The organism is Sphaerisporangium sp. NPDC004334 (assembly GCF_053602655.1).
The window spans coordinates 143767-170763 of the sequence record NZ_JBSGDZ010000017.1 but is presented as its reverse complement, the minus strand read 5'-3'; the positions used below and the strand labels follow the sequence as shown (position 1 = coordinate 170763).

Below are 26997 nucleotides of genomic sequence, written 5' to 3'. Positions count from 1 at the left end.
GCGAGGTCTTGGGACAGATTGTCGAAGATCCCCATAGGCTGTGTCGGGAAAGATCAAGTGGACCCGCGGTCGGGCCGTCACCTACCGTGGGGGCTGCCGAGCGGGTGGTAGCCGTGCGCAGCCGACTCGACGTTTCCGGGCCACGGGGCCCGGCCGAGAAGCACGAGGTCGTGCGTGATCACATTTGAAGGCGTCACCAAGCGTTATGCCGACGGGACGGTGGCCGTCGACAATCTCAGTCTCCAGGTGCCGACCGGGGCGATCACCGTCTTCGTCGGGCCTTCGGGCTGCGGCAAGACGACGTCACTGCGGATGATCAACCGGATGATCGACGCGTCGTCCGGGCGCATCCTGCTGGACGACCAGGACGTCCGCCAGATCGATCCTCCCACGCTGCGCCGCGGCATCGGCTACGTCATCCAGCAGGCAGGCCTGTTCCCGCATCGCAAGATCGTGGACAACGTCGCGACCGTGCCGTACCTGCTCGGGTGGGACAAGAAGAAGGCGCGCGCCCGCGCGATGGAACTGCTGGAGCGCGTCGGGCTCGACACCAAGCTCGCCGGCCGCTACCCGTTCCAGCTCTCGGGCGGGCAGCAGCAGCGCGTCGGCGTGGCCAGGGCCCTCGCGGCCGACCCGCCGGTGCTGCTGATGGACGAGCCGTTCAGCGCGGTCGACCCGGTCGTGCGCACCAGCCTGCAGGACGAGCTGTTGCGGCTCCAGGCCGAGTTGCACAAGACCATCGTGTTCGTCACGCACGACATCGACGAGGCGATCAAGCTGGGCGACACCGTCGCGGTGCTTCGGGTGGGCGGCCATCTCGCCCAGATCGCCGACCCCTCGACCCTGCTGGCCGAGCCCGCGGACGACTTCGTCGAGGGGTTCCTCGGCAGGGACCGCGGCATCCGGCGGCTGTCGTTCGTCCCGGCCGAGGGGGTGGCGGTGCGGCGCGAACCGGACGTCCCCGGCTGGGCGGTGGTGCTCGACGCGGACGGCCGCCCCCTGGGCTGGCGCGCGGACGGCTCGGCCACCGGCGCCTCTCGCTCCGGGACGGGCGGCACCGAGGCATCTCCGGGCGCGGACGACCCGGGACGGTCGCCCGCCTCCGACGGGTTGCTGCCGTTCGGCACGTTCGACCCGCGCACCGACTCCCTGCGCGCCGCGCTGGACGCCGCGCTGCTCGCGCCGTCCGGGTGCGCGATCGCGGTGGACGGCGACGGGCGCTTCGAGGGCGTCGTCACCCGGCAGGCCATGGACGAGGCGCTCGCCGGCGCCGGCACGCGCCGTTCGCCCGGTGAGGGGACGGCGTCCCATGGGTGAGGGCGAGCCGCTGATCCGCTGGGCGTGGATCGGGCGCAACTGGCCGAGCATCCAGCAGTTGCTGGTGGACCACGTTGTCATGGCGCTGGTCCCGGTGCTGCTCGGACTCCTCATCGCGCTGCCGCTGGGCCTGGCGAGCGCGCGCTGGCGGGTGCTCTACCAGCCCACGGTGAGCCTGATGAACGTGGTCTACTCCCTGCCGTCGCTGGCGGTGTTCATCGTGCTGATCCCGCTGACCGGCCTGGCCGAGCGCACCACGGTGATCATCCCGCTCACCTTCTACTCGCTGGCGGTGCTGATCCCGGCGGTGGTGGACGGGCTGGCGGCGGTGCCCGACCACGTGCGGCAGTCGGCCGTGGCCATGGGGTTCGGGCCGATGCGGCGACTGCTCCAAGTGGACTTGCCGATCGCGGTGCCGGTCGTGCTGGCCGGACTGCGGGTCGCGACGGTGTCCAGCATCAGCCTGGTCAGCGTCGGCGCGCTGATCGGCCGAGGCGGGCTCGGTTACCTGTTCATCGACGGCTGGCAGCGCCAGTTCTCCACGCCGATCATCGTCGGCATCGTGCTGGTCGTGGTGCTGGCCGTGCTCGCCGACGGCCTGCTCGTGCTCGCGCAGCGCCTGCTCACCCCGTGGGCCCGTGCCAGGAGGACCGCGTGAACTGGCTGATCGACTTCTTCGGCGACCCGGCGAACTGGTCGGGGCCGGGTGGCATCCCGGCCCGGCTGCTGGAGCACGTCGAGTTCTCGGTGGTGGCGTTGCTGCTGTCGATGCTCATCGCCATCCCGCTCGGGCTGCTGATCGGCCACACCGGCCGGGGCGCCGTGCTCGTGGTGATCGCCGCCAACGCCGCCCGCGCGCTGCCCACCCTGGGGCTGGTGGTGCTGATCGTGCTGCTCGTCGGGGTCGGCACCACCTGGCCGGTGCTGGTGCCGCTGGTGGCGCTCGCGATCCCGCCCATCCTGGTGAACACCTACGAGGGCATCCGGGGCGTGGAGGACGACCTGCGCGACGCCGCGTACGGCATGGGCCTGCGCGGCGGCCAGGTGCTGATGAAGGTGCTGGTCCCGGTGGCGATGCCGCTGATCCTGCTCGGCCTGCGCGTCGCGGCGATCCAGGTGGTGGCCACGGCCACCGTGGCCGCGTACGTCGGCCTGGGCGGTCTCGGCCGCTACATCATCGACGGGCTGGCGACCAAGGACTTCCCCAGCACGATCGGCGGAGCGGTCCTCGTGGCCGCCCTCGCCCTGGTCGTGCAGCTCTGTTTCGCGTTACTGCAGCGTGTGGTGGTCTCACCTGGGGTGAGCCGCCGTTCCGGGCTCCGGTAACCTGTAATACCCCCCGATTTGGAAGGGATTTAAGTCACTTATGAGGCGAATCATTACCACCGCGGCGGTCGCGCTGACCGCGGTGCTCTCCTTGGGCGCGTGCGGCGGGGGCGACCCGCTCAGCGACACCGGCGCCAGCGCGGCCCCGAGCTCAAGCGGCTCCGGCTCCGCCGCCGCCAAGGTCGTCGTCGGCTCGGCCAACTTCCCGGAGAACGTCCTTCTCGCCTCCATCTACTCCCAGGCCCTGCAGGCCAAGGGCGTCCAGGTGGAGGAGAAGTTCAACATCGGCAGCCGCGAGGTCATCTACGACCAGGTCAAGAACGGCGCGCTGACCGTCCTGCCCGAGTACAACGGCGGTCTGCTCAGCTTCCTGGACCCCAAGAGCACCGCCGCCAGCAAGGACGACGTCAACACCGAGCTGAAGTCCAAGCTCGCCTCCGAGCTGGAGATCCTCGACTCCTCCCCGGCCGAGGACAACGACTCGCTGTCGGTCACCAAGGACACCGCCACCAAGTACAGCCTGACGACGATCGAGGACCTGGCCAAGGTCGCCAAGGACTTCGCGGTCGGCGGCCCGCCGGAGTTCAAGAAGCGCCGTGAGGCCCAGTTCAAGGACGTCTACGGCCTGACCTTCAAGGAGTGGAAGCCGACCGGCGACACCACCGCGGACGCCATCAAGAGCGGCGCCGTCCAGGTCGGCAACGTCTTCACCACCGACCCGAAGATCCTGATCAACGGCCTGGTGCCGCTGCAGGACCCCAAGAGCGTCTTCAGCGCCCAGAACGTCACCCCGCTGGTCAACAAGGCCGGCGCGAACGACACCGTGCGCACGACGCTGAACGCCATCTCCGCCAAGCTCGACACCGCGGGGCTCGTCGACATGATGAAGCGCGTGGCCGTCGACAAGGACGACCCGCCGGCCGTCGCCAAGGACTGGCTGACCAAGAACGGCCTCGCCTGACCTCACGATGATCGTCCCAGCTCGCGGCCGGTCGAGGCCGGCCGCGGCAGGGGTGGTCAGAAGCCGGTGATGACGACCTTGCCGATTGTGCGGCCGCTTTCCAGCATCTCGTGGGCCTTGCGGAGGGTGGCGGCCTCGATCGGGGCCAGTTCGGTGGTGAGGGTCGTGCGCAGGGTGCCTGCGTCGATCAGTTCGGCGACCTTCTCCAGCAGGTCGTGCTGGGCGATCATGTCGTCGGCCTCGTACAGCGACCGGGTGAACATCAGCTCCCAGTGGAAGGCGATGCTCTTGGACTTCAGGGGCAGCAGCTCCAGCCCCTCCGGCTCGTCGATGGCGGTGATGTGCCCGCCGGGTCGCAGCAGTTCGGCGTACGCCTCGATCTGGCCGTCGGTCTTGGGGGAGAACACGTAGTCCACTCCCTGGGGCGCCACGGCCCGGACGCTGGCTACCAGGTCGTGGTGGTCGGCGATCTCGTGGGCGCCCAGGCCGAGCACCCACTCGCGCGACTCGGGCCGCGAGGCGGTGCCGATGACGGTCAGGCCGGTCAGCGCGCGGGCGAGCTGGACGACCATCGAGCCGACGCCGCCGGCCGCGCCGAGCACGAGCAGGGTTCCGGTGCTGCCGGCGTCCAGCCGGAAGCGGTCGAACAGCGTCTCCCAGGCGGTGATCGTGGTCAGCGGCAGCGCGGCGGCCTCGGCGAAGCCCAGCGTCCGCGGCTTGTGGCCGACGATGCGCTCGTCGACGGCGTGGTAGCGCGAGTTGGAGCCGGGACGGGTGATCGAGCCGGCGTAGTACACCTCGTCGCCCACCTCGAACAGCGTGACCTCGGAGCCCACGGCGGTGACGACCCCCGCGGCGTCCCAGCCGAGCACCTTCGGCGTGCCCCCGGGATCGTCGCCCTTGCGGACCTTGGTGTCCACGGGGTTCACCGACACCGCTTCGACGCGCACGAGCAGGTCACGCGGTCCGGGCGTGGGAACGGGCAGCTCGACGTCCTCCAGGCTGCCGGGGTCGGACACGGGAAGGGATCTGCGGTAGGCCACCGCGCGCATCGTCTCGGTCATACGACGACCGTACGCAACGACGCCGGCAGCCCGCGACGCGCCCGGGCGGGTCCCGGCCGACCGTGACACCTCTGAGCGGGCGCCGGTCGGCCGAGAGGCGTCCGGTGGGGTGCTCCTCAGTCGCGAGCCGCTCGGGCGCGCAGGAGGGCGGCCGTGGGCTCGTCGGCCGGAAGGAACGCCTCCAGGTGCAGCTCGGCCAGGGTGACGTCGACGGCCGTGGCGAAGGAGGTGATCGTGGTGAGCAGGCGCAGCTCGCCCTCCGGCGACCACAGGCGCAGCGGCACGGCGAAGCCCAGGTGGTCGGGCCCCGGGTCGGTCACGGGGACGTAGCCGGACAATTCTGCGATGAACCCCTCCAGTCGCGCGTCGGGGCTCCTGGCGGCCATGGCCCGCAGGTTCTCGATGATGTGCCGGCCCCAGGCCGCGAGGTTGCGCACGCGCGGGGCCATGCCGTCGGGGTGCAGGGCCAGCCGCAGCACGTTGACCGGCGGACGGAGCAGCTCTGGGGAGGCCCCCTCGGTGAGCACGGCTATGGCGCTGTTGGCGGCCACCACCTCCCCGTACGGGCGCAGGACCACCGCCGGGTAGGGCAGGTGGCCGTCCAGGACGCCGGTCAGGGCGTCGAGCACCGGGCGCAGCAGCGGCTCGTCCAGGCGTGACTCGGGGAAGACGGGCGCGTATCCGGCGGTGAGCAGCAGGCCGTTGCGCTCGCGCGGCGACAGGCCGAGCGACTCGGCCAGCCGCACGACCATGGTGCGGCCGGGCATCGAGCGGCCCCGCTCCATGTAGCTGAGGTGGCGCTGTGTGGTGCCCGCGCTGATGGCGAGCTCGAGCTGGCTCACCCTGCGGCGCTCGCGCCAGCGCCGTAGCTCCTCGCCGAACCGCGTGTCCTCCATCGTCGTGCTCACCGCCCCGTTGTATCCGAGCCGCCGTGCCCGCGGCGATACCCCGCAGGGTATGACCCGCTGTCACCCCCGCGAGCCGGGCGGGACCAGGTCGGCGCGGGTCCGAGGCGCCAGGGTCGGCGTGGTCTGGCGCGGCCGGGGCGCCGGGGCGTCGGTGATCGGTGGTAGGAGTGGTGGCCATGAACGAGTTCGTGGAGGCGATGCGGCAGCTGGCCGCCGGGGTCGTGGTGGTCGCCGTGCGGGACGAGCGGGACGACATCGGCACGACGGTGACGACGTTCACCTCGCTGTCGGCCGACCCGCCCATGGTGCTGCTCAGCCTGGCCTCCACCGGGTACCTGTGCGAGGTGCTGCTGCGCCAGGACCGCTGGGCGGTGACCCTGCTCTCCGGCGACCAGGCGGTGATGGCCAGCCGGTTCGCCACGCCCGGGCGTCCGAGCGCGCGCCTGCTGCTCGCCGGGACGTCGCATCACCGCGGCCGCCACACCGGGGCCTTCGTCATCGACGGCGGCGTGGCCGCCCTAGAGGCCGAGACCGCCCGGGTGATCCCCGGCGGGGACCACACGCTCTTCCTCGCCCAGGTGCTGGGGGTCGACTACGTAGCCCCGGCGCTGCCGCCGCTGGTGCGGCTGCGCGGGCGCTACCGCGCGCTGACCTGATGCTCGCCGTGCGCCGACCTGATGCCCACCGCGTGCCGACCTGCTCACCGCGTGCTGACCTGATCCTCGCCGTGCGCCGACCTGATGGTCACCCGCGCGCTCGCCTTGTGGTCACCGTGTGCTGACCTGATCATCGCCGCGTGCGCCGGCCGGGTCGTCGCCGGTCTCGCGGGCGGGAGTCTCGCGGGCGGGAGTGCGGGGCCGGCGGGGGAGCACCACCAGGGCGACGAGGAAGGCCGCGGTCAGCAGGCCGGCGCCGACGGCGAAGGCCAGCCGGTAGCCGCCGGTCAGCGCCGCGGCCGGGCTCGCCCCGTGCGCGGAGAGGCCCTCGGTGCGGGAGGCGGCCAGCGTGGACAGCACGGCGACGCCGAGCGCCATGCCGATCTGCTGGGTGGTGTTGAACAGCCCGGAGGACAGCCCGGCGTCCCGCTCACCGGAGCCGGACATGCCGAGCGTGGTCAGCGCCGGGATCGCCAGCCCGAAGCCGGAGGCCAGCAGCATCGGCGGGAGCAGGTCGGTCACGTAGTTCGCGTGCACGGGGACCCGGGCCAGCAGCACGAGCTGCGCGATCAGGAGCGCGATGCCCGCCAGCAGCACGTCCCGCTCCCCGAACCGGGCGTACAGCCGGGCCGAGATGCCGAGGGACACCGCGCCGATGGCGGTCGCCGCGGGGAGCATCGCCAGGCCGGTGGCGGTCGCGCCGTACCCGAGCACCTTCTGCGTGTAGAGCGCGGTCAGGACCTGGAAGGCGAACAGCGCGGCGACCATCAGCATCTGGACGAGGTTGGCCCCCGAGACGTTCCGCGACCGCAGTACGCGCAGCGGCATGAGAGGGGTCCGCGCGGTCGCCTGGCGCACGAGGAACCCGGCGAGCAGCGCGACCGACAGGGCGCCGAACCCGAGGGTGGCCGGCGAGGTCCACCCCCGCGTCTCGACCTGGACGACGGTGTGGATGCCGAGCATGAGCCCCGAGGTCACCAGGAGCGCACCGGCGACGTCGGCCCCGGCCGGCAGGCCGAGCCCGCGGTCGCGGGGCAGGACGGGCACGGCGACCGCCAGGGCGGCCACGCCGATGGGCAGGTTGACGAAAAAGATCCAGTGCCAGGTGAGGGCGTCGGTGAGCAGGCCGCCGAGCACCGCGCCGATGGACGCGCCGGCGGCGCCGGTGAAGCTGAACACGGCGATGGCCTTCGCCCGCTCGGCCGGCTCGGTGAACAGCGTCACCAGGATGCCGAGCCCGACCGCGGCGGCCATGGCGCTGCCCGCGCCCTGCAGGAACCGGGCGACGATCAGCGTGGTGGGGTCGGCGGCGACGCCCGCGAGCACCGAGGCGGCGGTGAACACCGCGGTCCCCGCAAGGAACACGCGCCTGCGGCCGGCCAGGTCGCCGAGCCGGCCGGCGAGCAGCAGCAGGCTGCCGAAGGCGATCAGGTAGGCGTTGACGACCCAGCTCAGCCCGGCGGGGGAGAAGCCCAGGTCGGTCTGGATGGCGGGCATGGCCACGGTCACGATGCTGCCGTCGAGGATGGTCATCAGCGTCGCCGTGGCGATCACCCCGAGGGCGATCCACCGGGAACGGGGCCGGGCCGGGGGCGGCGGCTCCGCGGGGCGCGGGCCGGCGTGCGAGGAGGGCGGGCCGGCGTGCGAGGGGGACGGGCCGGCGTGCGAGGGGGAGGTGGCGGACATGGGCTCTCTCCTGTCGGATGAGACGACAAGAGAGACCGTAGCAGATAGTTTTGTTGTAGACGATCCCTGACGGATCTAACTTGCCCGCTGACGCGCCCGCCGCACCGGCTGCGGATTGTCCGCCGGAGTGGCCAGCTCGTCGGTGGCCAGGCGGTTCATCACCCGCAGGAACAGCTCTCGCTCGTCCTTCGACAGGCCCGCGAGCGCCGTCTGGTGGACGCGGTCGACGATGCGCTGACTGAGTGCCGCGACCTTCGCCCCCTCCTCGGTGACCGCGATGATGCGGGCCCGGCGGTCCTTGCCCGAGGGGCGCCGCTCGGCCAGGCCGGCCTTCTCTAGGGCGTCCACGGTGACGACCATCGTGGTCTTGTCCATGTCGCCGATCTCGGCCAGCTCGGCCTGCGTCCGCTCCTCCTCGACGGCGTGCACCAGCACGCAGTGCATCCGCGCCGTGAGCCCGATCTCGGACAGGGCCGCCGCCATCCGCGTGCGCAGCACATGGCTGGTGTGGTCCAGCAGGAATGACAGGTCCGGTGTGGTGGGTGCGGGAGCCATGGCGGTCATTCCTCCAGCATAACGATGTCGTTCCGTACCGGATTATCCGCTAGTAGAGCCGTTTGCCGGAGTTCGGTGGATCCGGCCCCCGGAGACCGCAGGCGGGCCGGAAGGACCGGTCAGTCGAAGCCGCCGAACCAGCCCGGGACGTCCAGGCGGAAGACGTCGGCCGGGGTGACCTCCCGCAGGTCGGCCTCCAGGGCGCGCAGGCGGTCCTCGCCGAGGACCTGCGCCCACCGCGCCCGGATGTCGTCGAAGATGCGGGCCGACCGCACGAGGCTGTCCACCCCCCGCTCGGTGAGCCGCACGAGCTTGCGCCGGGCGTCGTGCGGGTCCGAGCCGCGCTCGACGTACCCGACGCGCTCCAGCGTGTCGACCGTCTTGCCCGCCGCCTGCTTGGAGACCCCGAGCCTTCGGCCGAGCTCGGCGGCCGTCGTGCCGTGCGTGCCGATGGCCTGCATGACGAACCCGTGCAGCGGGCGCACGTCAGGATGCCCCTGCCGGGCCAGCTCGGCGTGCACCTCGTCGATGATGGTGCGAAACCCCAGGAACAACCGGAGGGGAAGCTCGTAGCCCGGCGGGTTCGTGGACACGATGGACGACCTCGCTCAATGGCAGACAACCAGGTTGACCAGCCTAGCGGCGCCCGCCGCCGGGCCACCAGAGCGGCCAGGCGGACGGTGGCGCGGGGCGCCGCGCTAGCGGATCGCCCACGTGCCGGGCAGCATGAGCGGCCCGTACGCGGGCAGGCCGAGCTCGGCGGCCACCCGGGCGAGCGGGCCCCAGGCTTCCAGGCGCACCTGCCCGAGCGCCGCGGCCCTGTCCTCGCTGGACTCCGCCGGCCGCAGCCGTTCGAGCGGATGCATGCGCGGATAGGGGCGCACCGTGGCGTCCTTCGGCAGACCGGCCCGGCTGCGGGCGATCGCCAGCGCGTCCTCCAGGCCGCCGAGCTCGTCCACCAGGCCCCTGCCGAAGGCGTCGGCGCCGGTCCACACCCGGCCGCGGGCCAGATCGTGGGCCCGGTCGCGGTCGAAGCCCCTGCCCTCGGCGACCTTGCCCACGAAGTCCTCGTAGATGCGGTCGAGCCAGGCGTTGACCCGCTCCCACTGCGGTTCGGAGAAGGCGCGGCTGGGCGAGAACATGCCGGAGTTCGCGCCGACGTCCACCGACTCCGAGGTGACGCCGAGGCGGCCGAGCAGCTCGCCGACGGCGGGCTTGCCGCCGAACACGCCGATGGAGCCGGTCAGCGTGCCCGGCTGGGCCACGATCACGTCGGCGGCCATCGAGACGAAGTAGCCGCCCGACGCGGCGAGGTCGCCCATCGAGATGATGACCGGCTTGCCGGCCTTGCGGGTGAGGACGACCTCGCGCCAGACCACGTCCGAGGCGACGTACGACCCGCCGGGGCTGTCGACGCGGAAGACGACCGCCTTGACGGCGTCGTCGCGGCGGGCGGCGCGGAAGGCGGCGGCGATCGTGTCGGAGCCCATGGCGCCCGCGCCGCCGAGCGGGCTGCGCCCGCTGCGGCCCAGCCGGATCTGCCCGCTGCCGTGGATCAGCGCGACGACGCGCTCGCCCGGGTGCGGGAGCTTCTTGGCGATGGCGCCCTTGGCGTACCGCGAGACGTACAGCAGCAGGTCGCCTTCGGAGCGGACCTCGTCGTAGACCTCGTCGCGGTAGGCGAGCCGGTCGACCAGGCCCGCCTGGACCGCCTCGGCGCCGATGAACGGGCCCTGGTCGATGAGCTCGCGGACCCGCTCGGGGGCAAGGCCGCGCCCCTCGGCGATGCCGGAGACGATCTGCTCGATGACCGACTCGCCGATGCGCCCGGTGGACTCGCGGTGCGCGTCGGTCATGTGGTCCTGGGTGAACATGTTCGCGGCGGTCTTGTACTCGTGCCGCTGGCCGATCTGGTAGTCGACGCCGATCTTCGACAGCGCGTTCTTCACGAAGCGCTGCTCCAGCGAGATGCCGGTCAGGCCGACGTCGCCGGACGGCTGGAGGTAGACCTTCTCGAAGGCGCTGGCCAGGTAGTAGGGCACGGTGCCCGCGCCGAACTCGCCGAAGGTCTCGGCGAAGGCCACGGTCAGCTTGCCCGCCGCCCGCAGCCGCACGACGGCCGTGCGCAGCTCCTGGACCATGGCGAGCCCGATGGGCCGTCCGCCGATCTTGACGACCAGGGCCTTGACGCGCGGGTCCCTGCGCGCGCGGCGCAGACCGGACAGGACGTCGGCCAGGCGTGTCTTGCGCATCGACAGCACGGCGCTGAGCGGGTCGGCGGGAGGCCCTTCGGTGAGCCCCTCGGTCAGGTCGAGCTCGAGAACCAGGGGAGCCGTGCGCCGCTGCCGGAACCTGTCGACGGTGTCCATGATCGACTTTGTCGCGTCCATAGCGACACCCTAGGCGACGTTTCCGGGGAAGAGGCGCACGCTTTCCCATCGGTTCACGCCGGCGGCCGCTCCTCGCCGTCCGCGGCCGTGCCGCTCTGAGGCGCCGCGCCGGTCAGGGCGTCCCCGGCGGCGGGAAGGCCGTCGGCGGGCGCGCTGTCAGCGGACGGGCCGTCAGCGGGCGGGCCGTCAGCCGGGCCCGCGTCCTCGGCGGCGGGGAGGGCCGCCGCGGGGTCGTCGTGCTCGGCGGCAGGAAGGGCCGCGGCGGGGGCGGCCTCGCGGGTGCCGGGGTGGCGCAGGTACAGGGCGCCGAGCGGCGGCAGCCGCAGGTGCGTGGAGTACGGCAGCCCGTGCCAGGGCCGCTCGACGGCCTCGACGGACCCGAGGTTGCCGACACCGCTGCCGTTGTACTGGTAGGCGTCGGTGTTGATCACTTCTTCCCACACGCCGTCGGCCGGCAGGCCAAGGGTGTACTCGTGGTGCGGCTGACCGGAGAAGTTGACCACGCAGGCCACCATCGAGCCGTCGGCGCCGTGGCGCACGAAGGAGAACACGTTGCCGGAGGCGTCGTCGGCGTCGATCCACTGGAACCCCGACGGCGAGTGGTCCTGGGAGTACAGCGCCGGAGAGTCGGCGTACAGGCGGTTGAGGTCGCGGACCAGCCGCTGGACGCCCTGGTGCGGCTCGAAGTCCAGCACCCACCAGTCCAGGCCGCGCTCCTCCGACCACTCCGAGCCCTGGCCGAACTCGCCGCCCATGAACAGCAGCTTCTTGCCGGGATGGGCCCACATGAACGCGAACAGGGCCCGCAGGTTGGCGAAGCGCTGCCATTCGTCGCCGGGCATCTTGCCGATCAGCGACCCCTTGCCGTGCACCACCTCGTCGTGCGACAGCGGCAGCACGAAGTTCTCCGAGTAGGCGTACATCAGCGAGAAGGTCATCTGGTGGTGGTGGTACTGCCGGAACACCGGCTCGTGGTGCAGGTAGGCCAGGGTGTCGTGCATCCAGCCCATGTTCCACTTGAAGCCGAACCCCAGCCCGCCCAGGTGCACGGGACGGGAGACCCCCGGCCAGGCCGTGGACTCCTCGGCGATGGTGACGATGCCGGGCGCCTCGCGGTAGGCCACCGCGTTCATCTCCTTGAGGAACTCCACGGCGTCGAGGTTCTCCCGGCCGCCGTAGATGTTCGGCGTCCACTCGCCCTCGCGGCGGGAGTAGTCCAGATAGAGCATCGAGGCGACCGCGTCCACGCGCAGCCCGTCGATGTGGAACTCCTTGAGCCAGTAGACCGCGTTGGCGACCAGGAAGTTGCGCACCTCGCGCCGTCCGAAGTCGAAGATGAACGTCCCCCACTCGGGGTGGGTGCCGCGCCGCGGGTCGGAGTGCTCGTACAGGGGGGTGCCGTCGAAGCGGGCCAGCGCCCATTCGTCCATGGGGAAGTGCGCGGGCACCCAGTCGAGCAGCACGCCGATGCCGGCCTGGTGCAGCCGGTCGACCAGATGGCGGAACTCGTCGGGGCCGCCGAACCGCGAGGTGGGCGCGTAGTAGGAGGTGACCTGGTACCCCCACGAACCGCCGAAGGGGTGCTCGGCGACCGGCAGCAGCTCCACGTGGGTGAAGCCCATGTCCCGTACGTACTCCACGAGCTGGGTCGCCAGCTCCTCGTAGCTCAGACCGGGGCGCCAGGAGCCCAGGTGGACCTCGTAGGTGCTCATCGGGGAGGCCAGCGCGTCCTGCTCGGCGCGCCGGCGCATCCACTGGTCGTCCTGCCAGGCGTAGGCGGAGGAGTCGACGATGGACGCGGTGGCGGGCGGCTGTTCCGTGCGGCGGGCCATCGGGTCGGCCTTGGACCGCCACACCGAGTCGGCGCCGAGGATGGAGAACTTGTAGTGCTCTCCTTCGCCGACCCCGGGGATGAACAGCTCCCACACGCCCGACCGGCCGAGCGACCGCATTGGGTGCGCCGCGCCGTTCCAGTGGTTGAACCCGCCCTCGACCCGCACGCCGCGCGCGTTGGGCGCCCAGACGGCGAAGGCGGTGCCGTCCTCGTCGTCGTGCCGCATGACGCGGGCGCCGAGGACCTCCCACAGGCGCTCGTGCCGGCCCTCGCCGATCAGGTGCAGATCGACCTCGCCCAGCGTGGGCCAGTGGCGGTACGGGTCGCCCGCCTCGTGCGGCTCCGCGCCGGCGTAGGTGACCCGCAACCGGTAGGGCGGGATCTTGTCCACCCCCGGTAGCGTCGCCGCGAACACCCCGTGCTCGACGTGGCTCATCTCGTGCGCGGCGTCATCCAGCACCAGCTCGACCTTCTCCGCCAGCGGCTTGAGCGCCCGGACGGTGAGGCCCTCGGGGGTGAGGTGCGCGCCAAGGATCGCGTGCGGATCATGGTGCGCGCCGCCGGCCAGCCGGTTCAAGTCAAGATCCGCGTTCATCAGCTCGCTCACTGCTCCTCGGCACCGTGATTGGTGTTATTGAGCTAACCCTGCCCCAGATCGTCCCACCAACCCATGATGTCGGGCGGATCACACCGCGGGAACGGCGAACGCACGGTTCGGCAAGCCCGGAACCGCCTCACCGCTCCCGGGTGGGGGGACGCCTTGACCGCGCGGGAGTCACCATCCGAGCACGCGGACCCCTCGCGCGCTCACCACTTCAGCACGCGGACGCCTCCGGAGGCCATGTCCACGACGACGCGACCGATGTCGAGCTCCTCGCCGTTCGGGAACCACACGAACAGTTGCAGGCAACGGCGGGTCTCGCACCCGAACCGGCGGAAGACCAGCGACCGCACCCGCAGGTCGGCGGCCGACGAGAGCGGACGGTGCGCCGCCTCGGCGTAGGCCCTGCCGACGACGGCGGCCAGCGGGGGGTCGGCGAGCAGGAACCGCGTCGCCCGGGCCTGCTCGGAGGGGGTGGGGGCCGCCGGATGGCCGCCGTCGCGCGGGTCGCCGGTGAAGGGGAGGCCGGGGGCGGCCGCCGCGCCGCCGCGCCGGGCGCGGGCGGCCGCGCGGCTGCGCGCGCTCACCTCGTCATCGGCTCCGGTGGTGGCGCGCTCGGGCCGCCCCGCCTCGGTCGGCCCGCCGGCCGCCGGGGGCGTGCGCCGCGTCCCCCCGCGCTCCTCGCCCGGCCGGACGGTCAGCGCGAACAGGCACATGCCGGACACCAGGACGCCGAACACGACGGGGATCGCGAGCCGCCGTCGCCTCATCAGCCCACTCTCTCACCGTCCGTCAATGTCCGGTCGCCCATAGTATCCAACGTCGGGGTGCGCGCGCCGCCTTGCGAGAGCGCCGTCAACCCAGGTCGCGGCCGAGTCGGCCCAGGTCGTGGCTGACTCAGCTCAGGTCGTGGCTGAAGGCGGCCAGGGGGATCGGCAGCCAGGACGGCCGGTTGCGCGCCTCGTAGACCACCTCGTAGGCGGCCTTGCTCAACTCCAGCGCGCGCAGCAGCACCGCGTCGTCGCCGTGGATGCGCCCGCCGCCCGCCGAGTATCCGGCGATGAACGCCGCGCGGTTGCGCTGTGCCCACTCCGCGGCCAGCGGCTCCAGCTCCTTGGCCTCGGGGTGGTCGGCCAGCAGGTGGCGCGCGGCGTAGTCGAACGAGCGGAGCATGCCGGCGACGTCCCTGAGCGGGGAGTCCAGGGCCCGGCGCTCCTGGAGCGGCTGCCCGGGCTCGCCCTCGAAGTCCAGCACGACCCACTCGCCGGGCGTGCGCATGACCTGGCCCAGGTGGTAGTCGCCGTGCACCCGCTGCACGGTGATGGGCCGTCCGGTGTCGGCCAGCCGGTCGAACGCCTCGTGGGCGACGCCGGCGTGCTCGGCCAGGCCCGGCACCTCGGAGATGGCGGCCTCCAGGCGCCGCCTGAACCCCTCGACCATGCGTTTGACCTCGGGCGCCTCCACCGTGCTGGTGGTGAAGGCGGCGGCCAGCTCTTTGTGCAGGTGGGCGGTGGCCATGCCGAGCCGGTTGGACTCGGCGGCGAAGTCGCCTCCGGCCTCGGCCGCGGTGGTGCCGGGCAGCGACCCGTAGAGGTCGCGCACGCTGGTGAGGGCCAGGGCCCACCCGTCGCTGGCGGTGGGCAGGAACTCCTGGGTGAAGGCCAGCGTGGTGTTCTCCCCGCCGACGTCGGTCTCGATCCACCCGTAAGGCTTGGCGATGTTCGGCGATCCGCGCTCGGCGAGGGCGGAGACCACTTCCAGCTCCGGGTTCACCCCAGGGATGATCTTGCGGAACAGCTTGCAGATGTAGGCGTCGCCGAACACCAGGGAGGTGTTGGACTGCTCGGCGCCGAGCACCAGGCTGCGGAGGGCGGTGTCGATCTCGGTGCCGGGCATGTGGCGGAACCGCAGGCCGCCGATGTCGGCGCCGGAGGCGATGCCGGACAGCAGCAGGCCGGTGACCTCGGCGTCGTGCACGGCGTCGTAGGCGTGGCCGTCGGGCGTCTCGCCGATGGCGACGTGCTTGAGCCGCTGGGGCAGCTCGGGGCGGAAGCCGATCAGGAGCTGGTAGCGGTCGGTGCGCGTGTCCTGGCGGACGGTGATGACGAGGTGGCGCACGGTGACCCGGTCGTCGGTCGGCGGTCTGCGGCGGTCCGTGGTCCCGCAGGACCCCGCCACATCACTGTGGAAGGATTCTGCAGGACCACGAAGGGGCAACGTAGTGGCGGCCTCGACGGCCAGTTCGGTGATCGCGCGGCCCTTGCCGGCGAACCACCGCTGATGGGTGATCCAGCCGGCAAGCAGCTCTTCGAGAGTATGTCTCACGTCTCCTCGGTTGCTGCGCTCGTGGGCGGAAGGGTGAACCAGTAGAACCCATGCCCGGGGAGCGTCAAAAGATACGGAAGTTCGCCAATTGGGGGAAATGGCACCCCTCCGGTGCACTCCACGGGGGTGACGCCCTCGAACCGGCGCAGATCCAGCTCGACGGGCTGGGGGAAGCGGGACAGGTTGTTGACGCACAGCACCCGGTCGTCGCCCAGCTCGCGGACGAAGGCGAGGACGCTGGGGTTGGAGGAGTTGAGCTCGGTGAACTCGCCGAGACCGAAGACGTGGTGGCGCTTGCGGATCTCGATCATCTTCTTGGTGAAGTGCAGCAGCGAGCCGGGGTTCTTCTGCTGCGCCTCGACGTTGAGCGCCTGGTACCCGTAGATCGGGTCCATGATCACCGGCAGGTAGAGCCGGCCGGGGTCGCAGTCGGAGAAGCCCGCGTTGCGGTCGGGGGTCCACTGCATGGGGGTGCGGACGCCGTCGCGGTCGCCGAGCCAGATGTTGTCGCCCATGCCGATCTCGTCGCCGTAGTACAGCACGGGGCTGCCGGGCAGGCTCATGAGCAGGGCGGTGAACAGCTCGATCTGGTTGCGGTCGTTCTCCAGCAGCGGCGCCAGGCGGCGGCGGATGCCGACGTTGGCGCGCATCCGCGGGTCCTTGGCGTACTCGGTGTACATGTAGTCGCGCTCTTCGTCGGTCACCATCTCCAGGGTGAGCTCGTCGTGGTTGCGCAGGAAGATGCCCCACTGGCAGTGGTCGGGGATCTTCGGGGTCTGCGCCATGATCTCGGAGATGGGGTAGCGGGTCTCGCGGCGGACGGCCATGAAGATGCGCGGCATCAGCGGGAAGTGGAAGGCCATGTGGCACTCGTCGCCGCCGGTCACCGGGTCGCCGAAGTACTCCACGACGTCGGCGGGCCACTGGTTGGCCTCGGCGAGCAGCACGCGGTCGGGGTAGAGCGCGTCCACCTCCTTCCTGATGCGCTTCAGGTAGGCGTGGGTCTGCGGGAGGTTCTCGCAGTTGGTGCCCTCCTGCTCGAACAGGTAGGGCACGGCGTCCAGGCGGAAGCCGTCGATGCCGAGGTCCAGCCAGAAGTTCAGGACCTCGACCATGGCGTCCTGAACCGCCGGGTTCTCGTAGTTGAGGTCCGGCTGGTGGTGGAAGAACCGGTGCCAGTAGTACTGCCCGCGCACCGGGTCGTAGGTCCAGTTGGAGGTCTCGGTGTCGATGAAGATGATGCGGGCGTCGCTGTACTCCTCGTTGTTGTCCGACCAGACGTAGAAGTCGCCGAACGGGCCGGTGGGGTCGTGCCGGGACGCCTGGAACCAGGGGTGCTGGTCGCTGGTGTGGTTCATGACGAGGTCGGCGATGACCCGCATGCCGCGTTTGTGCGCCTCGTCCACGAGCTTGATGAAGTCTCCCAGGTCACCGAAGTCCGGGAGGATCTTCATAAAGTCGGAAATGTCGTATCCGCCGTCTTTGAGGGGGGATTCGTAGAGTGGCAGGAGCCACAGGCAGTCGACGCCGAGCCACTGGAGATAATCCAGCTTGCTGATGAGCCCGCGGATGTCACCGGTGCCGTCGCCGTTGCTGTCCGCGAATCCCCGGATGAGGACCTCGTAGAAGACGGCGCGCTTGTACCAGTGCGGATCGCGCGGCTTTTCGTGTGTGAAGGTATTCGGAACGGGCTGAGGCGTCAAGCTCACCTGTGGACTCCCCGCTGTGCTTATGCGCGCTTTCCGCCGCCTTCGCCAGTGCCTACGGCTGACTGGCCGGCGTCGCTCGCAGTGTGAGGACGTGGGCTGGGTTGATGTGCGGATCGAGGCGCACGTAATTGGCATGCCGCCAGTGGTACGAGTCGCCCGAGAGCTCATCGTCCACGACGAATTCGGCGCCCCAATCGAGGCCGATGGCAGGCATGTCCAGCCAGACCGTCGCCTCGTGGGTGTTGTGTGGGTCGAGGTTGACCACCACCACGACCACATCGCCTATGCCGTGCCTTCGTGTGGACGCGTCATAAGCTCCGGGTAGCCGCTTGGAAAAGCAGACCATGTCCGGGTGGTCGACGTTGTGGAACCGTAGGTTACGCAGTTCCTGAACCGCCGGGTGTGCTCTTCTGAACAAATTGAGGGTTGTGATGAAGGGAGCCAGGCTCCGGCCCTCGCGTTCCGCGGCGGCCCAGTCGCGCGGCCTCAGCTCGAATTTCTCGCTGTTGAGATACTCCTCGCTGCCCGGTCGTACCGGGACGTTCTCCGCGAGCTCGTAGCCCGCGTAGACCCCCCACGTGGGCGACGCCAGCGCCGCCAGGACGGCCCTGATCTTGAACGCCGGGACCCCCCCGTTCTGCAGGTACTCGTGCAGGATATCCGGAGTGTTGACGAACAGGTTCGGGCGCAGGAAGTGCGACGTCTCGTGTGAGAGCTCCGTCAGGTAGCTCTCGAAGTCGGCCTTGGAGTTCTTCCACGTGTAGTAGGTGTACGACTGGTGGAAGCCGATCTTGGCGAGCGTCTGGAGCATGGCGGGACGGGTGAACGCCTCGGCCAGGAACAGCACGTCCGGGTCGGTGGCGTGGACGTCGGCCAGCAGCCGCTCCCAGAACCCCACCGGCTTGGTGTGCGGGTTGTCCACGCGGAAGATGCGCACGCCGTGCGCGGTCCAGTGGCGCACCACCCGCAGCACCTCGGCGTAGATGCCCTCGGGGTCCTTGTCGAAGTTCAGCGGATAGATGTCCTGGTACTTCTTCGGCGGGTTCTCGGCGTAGGCGATCGACCCGTCCGCCCTGACGGTGAACCACTCGGGGTGTTCCTTGACCCACGGGTGGTCGGGGGAGCACTGCAGGGCCAGGTCGAGCGCCACCTCCAGGCCGAGCTCGCGGGCCCGCGCCACGAACGCGTCGAAGTCCTCCAGCGTGCCGAGGTCGGGGTGGAGCGCGTCGTGGCCGCCGTCCTCCGACCCGATGGCCCAAGGGGAGCCGACGTCGTGCGGGTCGGGGTGCAGGGTGTTGTTGCGCCCTTTGCGGAACGTCTCGCCGATCGGGTGGACCGGCGGCAGGTAGACCACGTCGAAGCCCATGCCCGCGACCGACGGCAGCCGCTCGGCCGCGGTGCGGAAGTTGCCCGACTTGGGGACGGCGCCCTCGTCGAGGACCGCGCCCTCGGAGCGGGGGAACAGCTCGTACCACGAGCCGTACAGCGCCCGCCTGCGGTCGACCCGCAGCCGGTGCCTCGGCCCCCGGGTGACCAGGTCGCGCAGCGGGTGCTGGGCCAGCACGGCCGCCGTCTCGGGGAGTTGCGCCACCGCCAGCCTCGCCCGCGGGTCGAGGTCCTCGTCGCGCAGTTGGTCGGCCACGTGCTGCAGGGTGGCCCGGTGGGCGCACCTGTCGCAGCCCGCCTGGCGCACGGCCTTGGCGGCGCGCTCGAACAGGCGCGCCCCCTCCTCGCACATGAGATCGGTGTCGATGCCGCGGGGGATCTTGATGCCGGCGTCGTGCAGCCAGGTGGCGATCGGGTCGCTCCATGCCTCGACGCGGTACTGCCACTCGCCCTCGGTCGGCGGCGTCACCTCGACGGCCCAGCGGTCGGTGCCCGGGGCGACCTCGCGCATGGCGAGCAGACGCCCGCGCGTGCCCTGCGGGTCGGTCAGCACGACCCCGGCGGCCACGGCGTCGTGCCCCTCGCGGAACACGGTGGCGCTGATCTCGAAGGTCTCGCCGGCCGCCGCCTTCGCGGGCCACTGCCCGCAGTCGACGACAGGTTGGATGTCCTGGATTGGGATTCGTCCGATCATCGCGTCTCAAGGTAGCGGCGACGCGCCGGGCGCCGCCGGGAATTGTGAGGGCAGGAGGATCTTGCTTTTCGGGTCGTCGCCGGCGGACGCCGGCTATGGGCGGGCATGATGGATCACACCCCGAGACGACGACCGTCGTCCCGGGGCTGGCAGGCGGTGGTGTGGCTCTTACATGGGACTGCCCCCATAGTCGCGCTTCAAGCCTGCTTGAGGGAAGTCAGGGGATACTTGGGGGGCTTGTGTCTCCGGCTGTTGGGCCTGGTCTCCGCCTTCGGTCATCGGTCGTACATGATCAAGACATGATCAAGTTGAGATCACTGTGACGAGTCCGCTTTAGTGAGGTTTGAGCCGCTTGGGTAGCGGTGAGAGCAGAAACGCATGAGATCTGGTAGGCGCACAAGAGTGTTCCGGTCGCGCGTCGTGGCGCTGAGTAACTAGGGTCTGGCCAGTGAGAGCAATCCGCAGATTCACCGTCCGTACCGTTCTTCCCGCGGAGCTCGCCGCACTCGGCGAGCTCGTCCACAATTTGCGCTGGTCATGGCATCCCGAGACCATGGACCTGTTCGCCGAGGTGGACCCCGACACCTGGCGACGCGTCGGGCACGACCCGGTCGCGCTGCTCGGAGCGGTGGAGGCTGACCGGCTGGCCGAGCTGGCCCGTGATCGCAGGTTCCTCCGCAAGCTGGCCGACGCCGCCGACGACCTGCGCGAGTACATGACCGCGCCCCGGTGGTACCAGACTCTGCCGGACGCCCCGGCGGCCATCGGCTACTTCTCGCCCGAGTACGGCATCGCCGCCGCGCTCCCGCAGTACTCAGGAGGTCTCGGCATCCTGGCCGGCGACCACCTGAAGGCCGCGAGCGACCTGGGCGTGCCCATCCTGGGCGTCGGGCTCCTCTACCGGCACGGCTACTTCACCCAGTCCCTGTCCGCCGAGGGCTGGCAGCAGGAGCACTACCCGAGCCTGGACCCCGGCGGCCTGCCCCTCAGCCTGCTGAAGGAGGAGGACGGCACGCCCGCCCGCGTCGTCATCCCGCTGCCCGAGGGCCGCGCGCTGCACGCGCAGATCTGGGTCGCCCAGGTCGGGCGCGTCCCGCTGCTGCTGCTCGACTCCGACGTGGCCGAGAACGACAACGCCGCCCGCGACGTCACCGACCGGCTGTACGGCGGCGGCACCGACCACCGGCTCATGCAGGAGCTGCTGCTCGGCATCGGCGGCGTGCGGGCGCTGCGCGCGTACTGCCGCGTCACCGGCCACCCCGCGCCGGAGGTCTTCCACACCAACGAGGGCCACGCCGGGTTCCTCGGCCTCGAGCGCATCCGCGAGCTCACCGAGCACCGGCTGTCGTTCGACGAGGCGCTGGAGGCCGTCCGCGCCGGCACCGTGTTCACCACGCACACGCCGGTGCCCGCCGGCATCGACCGCTTCCCCGCCGACATGATCGGCAAGCAGTTCGGCGGCGACAACGCCTGGCCGACCGTGCCGGTCGAGCGCATCCTCGCGCTCGGCGCCGAGCCCGACGGCCCCGAGGGCGGCGAGCAGGTCTTCAACATGGCCGTCATGGGCATGCGGCTCGCGCAGCGGGTCAACGGCGTCTCCGAGCTGCACGGCGACGTCAGCCGCGGCATGTTCCAGGGCCTGTGGCCGGGCTTCGACCTCGACGACGTCCCCATCGGCTCGATCACCAACGGCGTGCACGCCCCCACGTGGGTCGCGCGCGAGGTGATGGAGCTGGCCGGCAAGGAACTGCCCTCGCTGGTCGAGATCGCCCAGGGATGGGAGGGCGTCCAGAAGCTCTCCGACGAGGACATCTGGGCCATCCGGGGCCGGCTCCGCCGCCGGCTCGTCGAGGCCGCCCGCGAGCGGCTCCGCGCCTCCTGGCGCGCCCGCGGCGCCTCCACCGCGGAGCTCGGGTGGATCGACGAGGCCCTGGACCCGGACGTGCTGACCTTCGGCTTCGCCCGCCGGGTGCCGTCCTACAAGCGGCTCACCCTCATGCTCAAGGACGCCGACCGGCTCAAGCAGCTGCTGCTGGACCCGGAAAAGCCCGTCCAGATCGTCATCGCCGGCAAGGCGCACCCCGCCGACGAGGGCGGCAAGAGGCTCATCCAGCAGATCGTCAAGTTCGCCGACCGCGAGGACGTGCGCCACCGCATCGTCTTCCTGCCCGACTACGACATGGCGCTCGGGCAGCTCATGGTCCAGGGCTGCGACGTGTGGATGAACAACCCGCTGCGCCCCCTGGAGGCCTGCGGCACCAGCGGGATGAAGGCCGCGCTCAACGGCGGCCTGAACCTGTCCATCAGGGACGGCTGGTGGGACGAGTGGTTCGACGGCCTCAACGGCTGGGCGATCCCGACCGCCGACGGCGTCGAGGACCACGACCGCCGCGACGAGCTGGAGGCCGGCGCGCTGTACGACCTCATCGAGCGCGAGGTGGCCGACCGCTTCTACGACCGGGCCGGCGACTCCCACCCGCGCCGCTGGCTCGACATGGTCAAGCACACCCTCAGCTCCCTGGGCCCGAAGGTCCTGGCCGGGCGCATGCTGCGCGACTACGTCGTCGACCTCTACACCCCGGCGGCCGGGTCGGCCCGCGAGCTGTCCAAGGGCGAGCACGCCAAGGCCCGCGAGTTCGCGGCCTGGAAGCTGCGCGTCACCCGCGCCTGGCCGGGCGTGCGCGTCGAGCACATCGAGGCGTCGGGCATCGGGGACACCCCCGAGCTGGGCGCGTCGATGGAGGTGCGCGCCACCATCGCCCTGGGCGATCTGTCCCCGGACGACGTCAGCGTCGAGGCGGCCTACGGCAAGGTCGGCGTGCACGACCAGCTCCTCGCGCCGTCGTACATCCCCCTCACCGCCGGACCGGCAGGCGACGACGGCAAGGCCGCCTACACCGGCGTGGTCCCCCTCGACCGCACCGGCGCGTTCGGCTACACCGTCCGGGTCGTCCCCTCGCACCCGCTGATGTCCTCTCCGGCGGAGCTCGGCCTCATCGCCGTTCCGGAGGAACCCGCCGGCATGACCAGCGGCACCCTCCGCTGACGCCCATTTGTTCGCGCCGAATTCTCCGCCTGTGTAGAAAAGGCCGGTCGCCCGTTCGACGTCCATGTGAGAAGCCCGCCCGGCACGACGGCCGGGCGGCGGTCGCCGAAAGAGGAGACATCATGAGGGTCATGGTCATGATCAAGGTGAGCGGGGCGGACGAGGGCAAGATCACTCCGACGCCGGAGATGATGGCGGAGATGGGCGCCTACAACGAGAAGCTGGTGAAGGCGGGCATCATGCTCGACGGCGGGGGCCTGCGGCCGAGTTCCGACGCGGCGCAGGTCGTCTTCGAGGGCGGCACGACCTCGGTCGTGGACGGCCCGTTCACCGAATCCAAGGAGATCATCGTCGGCTACTGGGTCTGGCAGGTCAGCTCCCTGGAGGAGGCCGTCGAGTGGGCCCGGCAGTGCCCCAGCGACCCCGGCAGCGGCACGCGGGAGGTCCTCGAGGTGCGTCCGTATTACGACGAGGAGGACTTCCCGTCCGCGGAGACGCGGGGCTGAGGGCGCCGACCGAGTCCGGGGAGGGACGCGGTGCACGCGCGGCGCTCGCTCGGGGAGGGGTCGTGATGGACGCCCGGCGCACGGTCGAGGCGGTGTGGCGCATGGAGTCCGCTCGCCTGGTGGCCTACCTCGCCAGGGTGGTCCAGGACGTCGGGCTGGCCGAGGACATCGCCCAGGAGGCGTTCGCGTGCGCCCTGGAACAGTGGCCGCGACTGGGCGTCCCGGACAACCCGGGCGCCTGGCTGACCACCACGGCCAGACGCCGGGCGATCGACCTCATCCGGCGCGAGCGGGTGCGGGACCAGAAGTACGCCCAGGTCGCGTCCGACCTCCTGGGTCCGGCCCCGCCGCCCGGCGGGGCCACGGACGCCGAACTGTTGTCGCTGGTCTTCGTCGCCTGCCACCCGGTCCTGTCCCGCGAGTCGCGCGCGGCGCTGGCGCTGCGCCTGGTCGGCGGGCTCAGCACCGAGGAGGTCGCCCGCGCGTTCCTGGCCCCGGCCGCGACCATGGGGCAGCGGATCACCCGTGCGAAGCGCACGCTGACCGAGGCGCGGGTGCCGTTCGAGGTGCCCGGCGACGACGAACTGCCGGCCCGGCTGTCGGCCGTCCTGGAGGTCGTCTACCTCATCTTCAACGAGGGCTACTCGGGCACGTCGGGTGAGGAGTGGGTCCGCAGGGACCTCGCGGAGGAGGCCATGCGCCTCGGCCGCATCCTGGCCGGCCTATTGCCGCGCGAGCCGGAGGTGCACGGACTGGTGGCGTTGATGGAACTGCAAGCCTCCCGCTTCCGGGCCCGCACCGGTCCGCGCGGCGAGCCGGTACTGCTCCAGCACCAGGACCGCTCCCGCTGGGACCGGACGCTGGTGGCGCACGGGCTGGCCTCACTCACCCGCGCCAAGACGGCCGGCGGCCCGCTCGGGCCCTACACCCTGCAGGCGGCCATCGCCGCCTGCCACGCCCGTGCCCGGCGGTTCGAGGAGACCGACTGGGAGGCCGTCGTCGCGCTGTACGACGCTCTCGCCCAGCTCGCCCCCTCGCCCGTGGTGGAGCTCAACCGCGCGGTCGCGCTGCTGCACGCGGACGGGCCCGAGGTGGCGCTGAAGGCGCTCGACGCCGTCCGGCAGGATGCGCGGATGGCGCGTTACCACCTGCTCGGCGCCGTGCGCGGCGACGTGCTGCTGCGCCTCGGCCGGTCGGCCGAGGCGGCCGAGGAGCTCGAACGGGCGGCAGGCCTGGCGCCGACGACCCGTGAGCGCACCCTGCTCATGGAACGCGCCGCCGCCGCGACCGAGCACGGCTCGTTGCACGGCTCGCCGGGGATCGATGGCTCTTCAACGGATCCGGAATAAGGAGGTGAGGTGCTCAGTTATCCGTAGCGGCTAAGAAATGCTTAGCTGAATGCGGCGACGGGCAAGGTCCGAGAGGTCCGAGCCCGTTGGTGAGGAGATGGTCATGGCGAAGTTGCAGATCCTGGTGGCGAGCACCCGGCCCAACCGCGCGGGGATTCCCGTGGCGCGGTGGATCGAGCAGGAGGCCAGGGCGCAGGGCGCGTTCGACGAGGTGGAGGTGGTCGACCTCGCCGAGCTGGGCCTGCCCTTCATGGACGAGCCGCACCACCCGAGGCTGCGCAACTACCTCAACCAGCACACGTTGGACTGGAGCGCCAAGGTGGACGGGGCCGACGCCTTCGTCTTCGTCATGCCGGAGTACAACTACGGCTACAGCGCCCCGCTGAAGAACGCCATCGACTACCTGTTCCACGAGTGGGCCTACAAGCCGGTCGGCATCGTCAGCTACGGAGGGGTCTCCGGCGGGCTCCGCGCCGCTCAGATGATCAAGCAGGTCGTCACGACCCTCAAGATGACGCCCGTGGTCGAAGCGGTCGCGATCCCCTTCGTCCAGCAGTTCGTGGGCGAGGACGGTAGCCTCTCCCCGAACGACCTCATGGTCTCCTCGGCGAAGGCCATGTTCGACGAGTTGAGGCGCGTGAGCGACGCCCTGCGGCCGCTCCGCGAGAGCCTGCCCGCATGAGGAGCGATCCATGACGGTCACGACCGAGATCCACCAGGTCTGCGCACGGTTCCACATCGCCGTCGAACTGATCGGCGCCCGCTGGACCGGCGCCATCCTCCGGGTCATCTTCACCGGCCACAGCCGGTACGCCCAGATCAGAGAGGCGGTGCCCGGCATCAGCGACACCATGCTGGCCGCCCGGCTGCGCACCCTGGAGGCCGAGGGCCTGGTCGAGCGCGTGGTCCTGCCCACCACTCCGGTGCAGGTCGAGTACCACCTCACCGAGAAGGGCCGCGACCTGGCCCCGGTGCTCGAAGCCATGATCGCCTGGTCCCACAAATGGATCCCGCTGCCGCCCTCCGGCGAACCGGCCCCCGAGGCATGACCCCCCAGCCAGACGGGGCGGTGACACCGACGCACCACCGCCTCAGGCCTGACCGGCCCCCCGTCTGCGGCGCTCGCGCGGCCGGCGCGAGAACACGACGGCCACGACGGCCCGACCGGGATGTTCAGGATGAGACCGGGATATTCAGGATGAGGGAGAAGGCCGTAGGACTCGGTGTGACGCTCAGTCGTCGACGAACAGCTCATCCGTGGAGGTCGCGGTGATGCTGCGCAGCATCCAGGTGTCGAGCACGGTGAGATCGGCGCAGGCGGTGATGCGCTTGCGGGCGTCGTCCGAGACCTGGACGCCGCGAGCCTCGAGAATGGTCAGCACCGCGCTGACCTTCTCTACGACGCGCCCCTCCACACGTCCTTCCTGCTTTCCTGCTTCGAGGCCCTTGCCGTAGTGCTCTCGGGCGAAGGGGCTGAAGACCGGCCAGGTGGTGTCCGTCATGATCTCCTCCAGGATGCGCCGCACGGCCTTCGAGGCCAGTCGGTATGCGTATTCATAGTACTGCGGAGCGTGTTCGGCGCCGATGTCCTTCAGCGCGGTGACGAAGGTGGAAGCGACAAGCGGCTGCTCGCCGTGCACCATCACTGAGAACGCCGCCAGCTCCGGATGTTCCAGAGCCCGCACGGGATCGGTGATGACGGGGGTCAGGTCGGGGCCGAACACCTTGGGCGTGAGCACGTAGCCGCCTAGGCTGGTGGTGATCGGCTGGGCCATCCAGCGGGCCACCTTCGCGTCGTTGCAGATCACCAGGACGGTGACCGGGCAGTCGAGCTGGAGCCACAGGGCCGCCGCGTAGCGGGACAGGCCGCGGCGCTTGGAATCTTCGACGTCCTGCTGGATCTCCACGATGACGCCGTGTATGGGGTCGTGCGGCGGCCCCACGACGATCACCGTGTCGGCCTGGCAGTCGCGTGAAGGGCGGTCGTTGAAGTCGCCGGCGGCCAGATATGCCGGCGCGCTGCTCGGCACGTTGACGCCGAGTTGTTCGCGCAGGATCTCCAGCGCGAATTGCGGTCGGTTTCGAACCATCTGATTGAGAATGTCGTGTACAACGGAGGGGATGTCACGGAATGCTATCAGTCAAATGCGAACGGTGAGCGCGTCGTTTGATTCGGCCGTGTGGTGGCTGCCGGTTCGTGTCGGATGCCTTTGGCGCTGAGTCAGCGTGGGCTGTCAGGAAACGTGATGTAACGGTCATCTATGGGATTCGGGTAGATCAGGCTTTGCCGTTAAGGTGACCGGTCATGGCTGGGTTCGTGATGCGTGTCCTGGCGCCGCTGCGGCTCCGGCGCGCCGTCGTCGGCCGGTTGGATGCCCGTTATGTGACGCGGGCCGACCACCGGCAGGACGTCCGGGACGCCCTGTGGGAGGTCCAGGCGCTCAAGAGGGAGATGGAAGGGCTGCGGCGCGAGGTCGAGCAGCTTCGCCGCGAGGTCAAGCGCGCAGCCACGACGGCGGGGACGCCGGGCGCGGCCCTGACCGCGAAGGTCGAGGACGCCCATCGGCTGGCCACCGAGACCGCCTCGGCCGTCGACCACCTGCTGCAGGAGGAGGTCCGGCTCTGGCAGGCCGTGGACGGCCTGAGGGGCGGCGAGGCGGCATCGTGAGGAGTGCCTGTACGGT

Annotated in this window: 23 protein-coding genes; 11 read left to right on the top strand and 12 right to left on the bottom strand. The window is 70.9% G+C overall.

Annotated elements, in window-relative coordinates; translation table 11 throughout:
- Nucleotides 1–174: 174 nt before the first annotated feature.
- The 4 genes from ACWEN6_RS23380 to ACWEN6_RS23365 are packed head-to-tail and all read left to right on the top strand — an operon-like array spanning nucleotide 175 to nucleotide 3604.
- The gene (locus ACWEN6_RS23380) at nucleotides 175–1317 is read left to right on the top strand and encodes an ABC transporter ATP-binding protein (RefSeq protein ID WP_452572745.1); all 1143 of its coding nucleotides are present in this window, start codon (nucleotides 175–177) and stop codon (nucleotides 1315–1317) included.
- Complete coding sequence (locus tag ACWEN6_RS23375) at nucleotides 1310–1975, top strand: ABC transporter permease (protein ID WP_354927981.1); 666 nt, start codon at nucleotides 1310–1312, stop codon at nucleotides 1973–1975. Before ACWEN6_RS23380 ends, ACWEN6_RS23375 begins: the two co-directional genes overlap by 8 nt.
- Complete coding sequence (locus ACWEN6_RS23370) at nucleotides 1972–2643, top strand: ABC transporter permease (protein ID WP_354927978.1); 672 nt, start codon at nucleotides 1972–1974, stop codon at nucleotides 2641–2643. Before ACWEN6_RS23375 ends, ACWEN6_RS23370 begins: the two co-directional genes overlap by 4 nt.
- A gap of 40 nt (nucleotides 2644–2683) precedes the next feature.
- On the top strand, nucleotides 2684–3604 hold the full coding sequence (locus ACWEN6_RS23365; protein WP_452572743.1) for an ABC transporter substrate-binding protein: 921 nt from the start codon (nucleotides 2684–2686) through the stop codon (nucleotides 3602–3604).
- A gap of 56 nt (nucleotides 3605–3660) precedes the next feature.
- Here the strand turns inward: ACWEN6_RS23365 and ACWEN6_RS23360 are convergent, their stop codons facing one another.
- A complete protein-coding gene (locus tag ACWEN6_RS23360) occupies nucleotides 3661–4668 on the bottom strand; it encodes a zinc-binding alcohol dehydrogenase family protein (protein ID WP_452572741.1) in 1008 nt (335 codons plus the stop codon).
- Between the two features lie 116 nt (nucleotides 4669–4784).
- Nucleotides 4785–5576, bottom strand: a complete 792-nt coding sequence (locus tag ACWEN6_RS23355; protein ID WP_452572739.1) for a helix-turn-helix domain-containing protein — start codon at nucleotides 5574–5576, stop codon at nucleotides 4785–4787.
- Nucleotides 5577–5752: 176 nt separating this feature from the next.
- Between ACWEN6_RS23355 and ACWEN6_RS23350 the strand changes: the two genes are divergently transcribed.
- Nucleotides 5753–6232, top strand: coding sequence for a flavin reductase family protein (locus ACWEN6_RS23350; protein WP_452572737.1), 480 nt, complete (start codon nucleotides 5753–5755; stop codon nucleotides 6230–6232).
- Nucleotides 6233–6343: 111 nt separating this feature from the next.
- On the opposite strand, the gene ACWEN6_RS23345 is transcribed toward ACWEN6_RS23350, so the two are convergent.
- The 9 genes from ACWEN6_RS23345 to ACWEN6_RS23305 all read right to left on the bottom strand — a co-directional run bounded on the left by ACWEN6_RS23345 (nucleotide 6344) and on the right by ACWEN6_RS23305 (nucleotide 19412).
- The gene (locus ACWEN6_RS23345) at nucleotides 6344–7918 is read right to left on the bottom strand and encodes an MFS transporter (RefSeq protein ID WP_452572735.1); all 1575 of its coding nucleotides are present in this window, start codon (nucleotides 7916–7918) and stop codon (nucleotides 6344–6346) included.
- Between the two features lie 75 nt (nucleotides 7919–7993).
- Nucleotides 7994–8482, bottom strand: coding sequence for a MarR family winged helix-turn-helix transcriptional regulator (locus ACWEN6_RS23340; RefSeq protein WP_452572733.1), 489 nt, complete (start codon nucleotides 8480–8482; stop codon nucleotides 7994–7996).
- A 110-nt stretch (nucleotides 8483–8592) separates the two neighbouring features.
- The gene (locus ACWEN6_RS23335; RefSeq protein ID WP_452572731.1) at nucleotides 8593–9066 is read right to left on the bottom strand and encodes a MarR family winged helix-turn-helix transcriptional regulator; all 474 of its coding nucleotides are present in this window, start codon (nucleotides 9064–9066) and stop codon (nucleotides 8593–8595) included.
- A 105-nt stretch (nucleotides 9067–9171) separates the two neighbouring features.
- Nucleotides 9172–10863, bottom strand: coding sequence for a S49 family peptidase (locus ACWEN6_RS23330; protein WP_452572729.1), 1692 nt, complete (start codon nucleotides 10861–10863; stop codon nucleotides 9172–9174).
- 53 nt (nucleotides 10864–10916) lie between these two features.
- Nucleotides 10917–13292 carry a 1,4-alpha-glucan branching protein GlgB gene (gene glgB / locus ACWEN6_RS23325; protein ID WP_452572830.1) on the bottom strand — a complete coding sequence of 792 codons (2376 nt, stop codon included), beginning with the start codon at nucleotides 13290–13292 and terminating at the stop codon, nucleotides 10917–10919.
- A 212-nt stretch (nucleotides 13293–13504) separates the two neighbouring features.
- Nucleotides 13505–14068 carry a hypothetical protein gene (locus tag ACWEN6_RS23320; RefSeq protein ID WP_452572727.1) on the bottom strand — a complete coding sequence of 188 codons (564 nt, stop codon included), beginning with the start codon at nucleotides 14066–14068 and terminating at the stop codon, nucleotides 13505–13507.
- A 127-nt stretch (nucleotides 14069–14195) separates the two neighbouring features.
- Complete coding sequence (locus ACWEN6_RS23315) at nucleotides 14196–15623, bottom strand: maltokinase N-terminal cap-like domain-containing protein (RefSeq protein WP_452572725.1); 1428 nt, start codon at nucleotides 15621–15623, stop codon at nucleotides 14196–14198.
- Complete coding sequence (gene treS, locus ACWEN6_RS23310) at nucleotides 15620–17332, bottom strand: maltose alpha-D-glucosyltransferase (RefSeq protein WP_354847182.1); 1713 nt, start codon at nucleotides 17330–17332, stop codon at nucleotides 15620–15622. Before treS ends, ACWEN6_RS23315 begins: the two co-directional genes overlap by 4 nt.
- Before the next feature lie 52 nt (nucleotides 17333–17384).
- Complete coding sequence (locus ACWEN6_RS23305; RefSeq protein WP_452572723.1) at nucleotides 17385–19412, bottom strand: alpha-1,4-glucan--maltose-1-phosphate maltosyltransferase; 2028 nt, start codon at nucleotides 19410–19412, stop codon at nucleotides 17385–17387.
- A gap of 448 nt (nucleotides 19413–19860) precedes the next feature.
- On the opposite strand from ACWEN6_RS23305, the gene glgP reads away from it, so the two are divergent.
- The 5 genes from glgP to ACWEN6_RS23280 all read left to right on the top strand — a co-directional run bounded on the left by glgP (nucleotide 19861) and on the right by ACWEN6_RS23280 (nucleotide 25362).
- Nucleotides 19861–22458 carry an alpha-glucan family phosphorylase gene (gene glgP, locus ACWEN6_RS23300; RefSeq protein ID WP_452572721.1) on the top strand — a complete coding sequence of 866 codons (2598 nt, stop codon included), beginning with the start codon at nucleotides 19861–19863 and terminating at the stop codon, nucleotides 22456–22458.
- 122 nt (nucleotides 22459–22580) lie between these two features.
- Nucleotides 22581–22964: a YciI family protein gene (locus tag ACWEN6_RS23295; protein ID WP_452572719.1), complete on the top strand. Its 384-nt coding sequence runs from the start codon at nucleotides 22581–22583 to the stop codon at nucleotides 22962–22964.
- A 65-nt stretch (nucleotides 22965–23029) separates the two neighbouring features.
- Complete coding sequence (locus ACWEN6_RS23290) at nucleotides 23030–24313, top strand: RNA polymerase sigma factor (protein ID WP_452572828.1); 1284 nt, start codon at nucleotides 23030–23032, stop codon at nucleotides 24311–24313.
- Between the two features lie 103 nt (nucleotides 24314–24416).
- Nucleotides 24417–24995 carry an NADPH-dependent FMN reductase gene (locus ACWEN6_RS23285; protein ID WP_354847193.1) on the top strand — a complete coding sequence of 193 codons (579 nt, stop codon included), beginning with the start codon at nucleotides 24417–24419 and terminating at the stop codon, nucleotides 24993–24995.
- Between the two features lie 10 nt (nucleotides 24996–25005).
- Nucleotides 25006–25362 (top strand): winged helix-turn-helix transcriptional regulator, encoded by a 357-nt coding sequence (locus ACWEN6_RS23280; RefSeq protein ID WP_452572717.1) that lies wholly within the window; start codon nucleotides 25006–25008, stop codon nucleotides 25360–25362.
- Nucleotides 25363–25545: 183 nt separating this feature from the next.
- On the opposite strand, the gene ACWEN6_RS23275 is transcribed toward ACWEN6_RS23280, so the two are convergent.
- A complete protein-coding gene (locus ACWEN6_RS23275) occupies nucleotides 25546–26403 on the bottom strand; it encodes a hypothetical protein (RefSeq protein ID WP_452572715.1) in 858 nt (285 codons plus the stop codon).
- A 215-nt stretch (nucleotides 26404–26618) separates the two neighbouring features.
- Here ACWEN6_RS23275 and ACWEN6_RS23270 point away from each other — a divergent pair, with 215 nt between their 5' ends.
- Nucleotides 26619–26981, top strand: a complete 363-nt coding sequence (locus ACWEN6_RS23270; protein WP_452572713.1) for a hypothetical protein — start codon at nucleotides 26619–26621, stop codon at nucleotides 26979–26981.
- Nucleotides 26982–26997 lie beyond the last annotated feature (16 nt).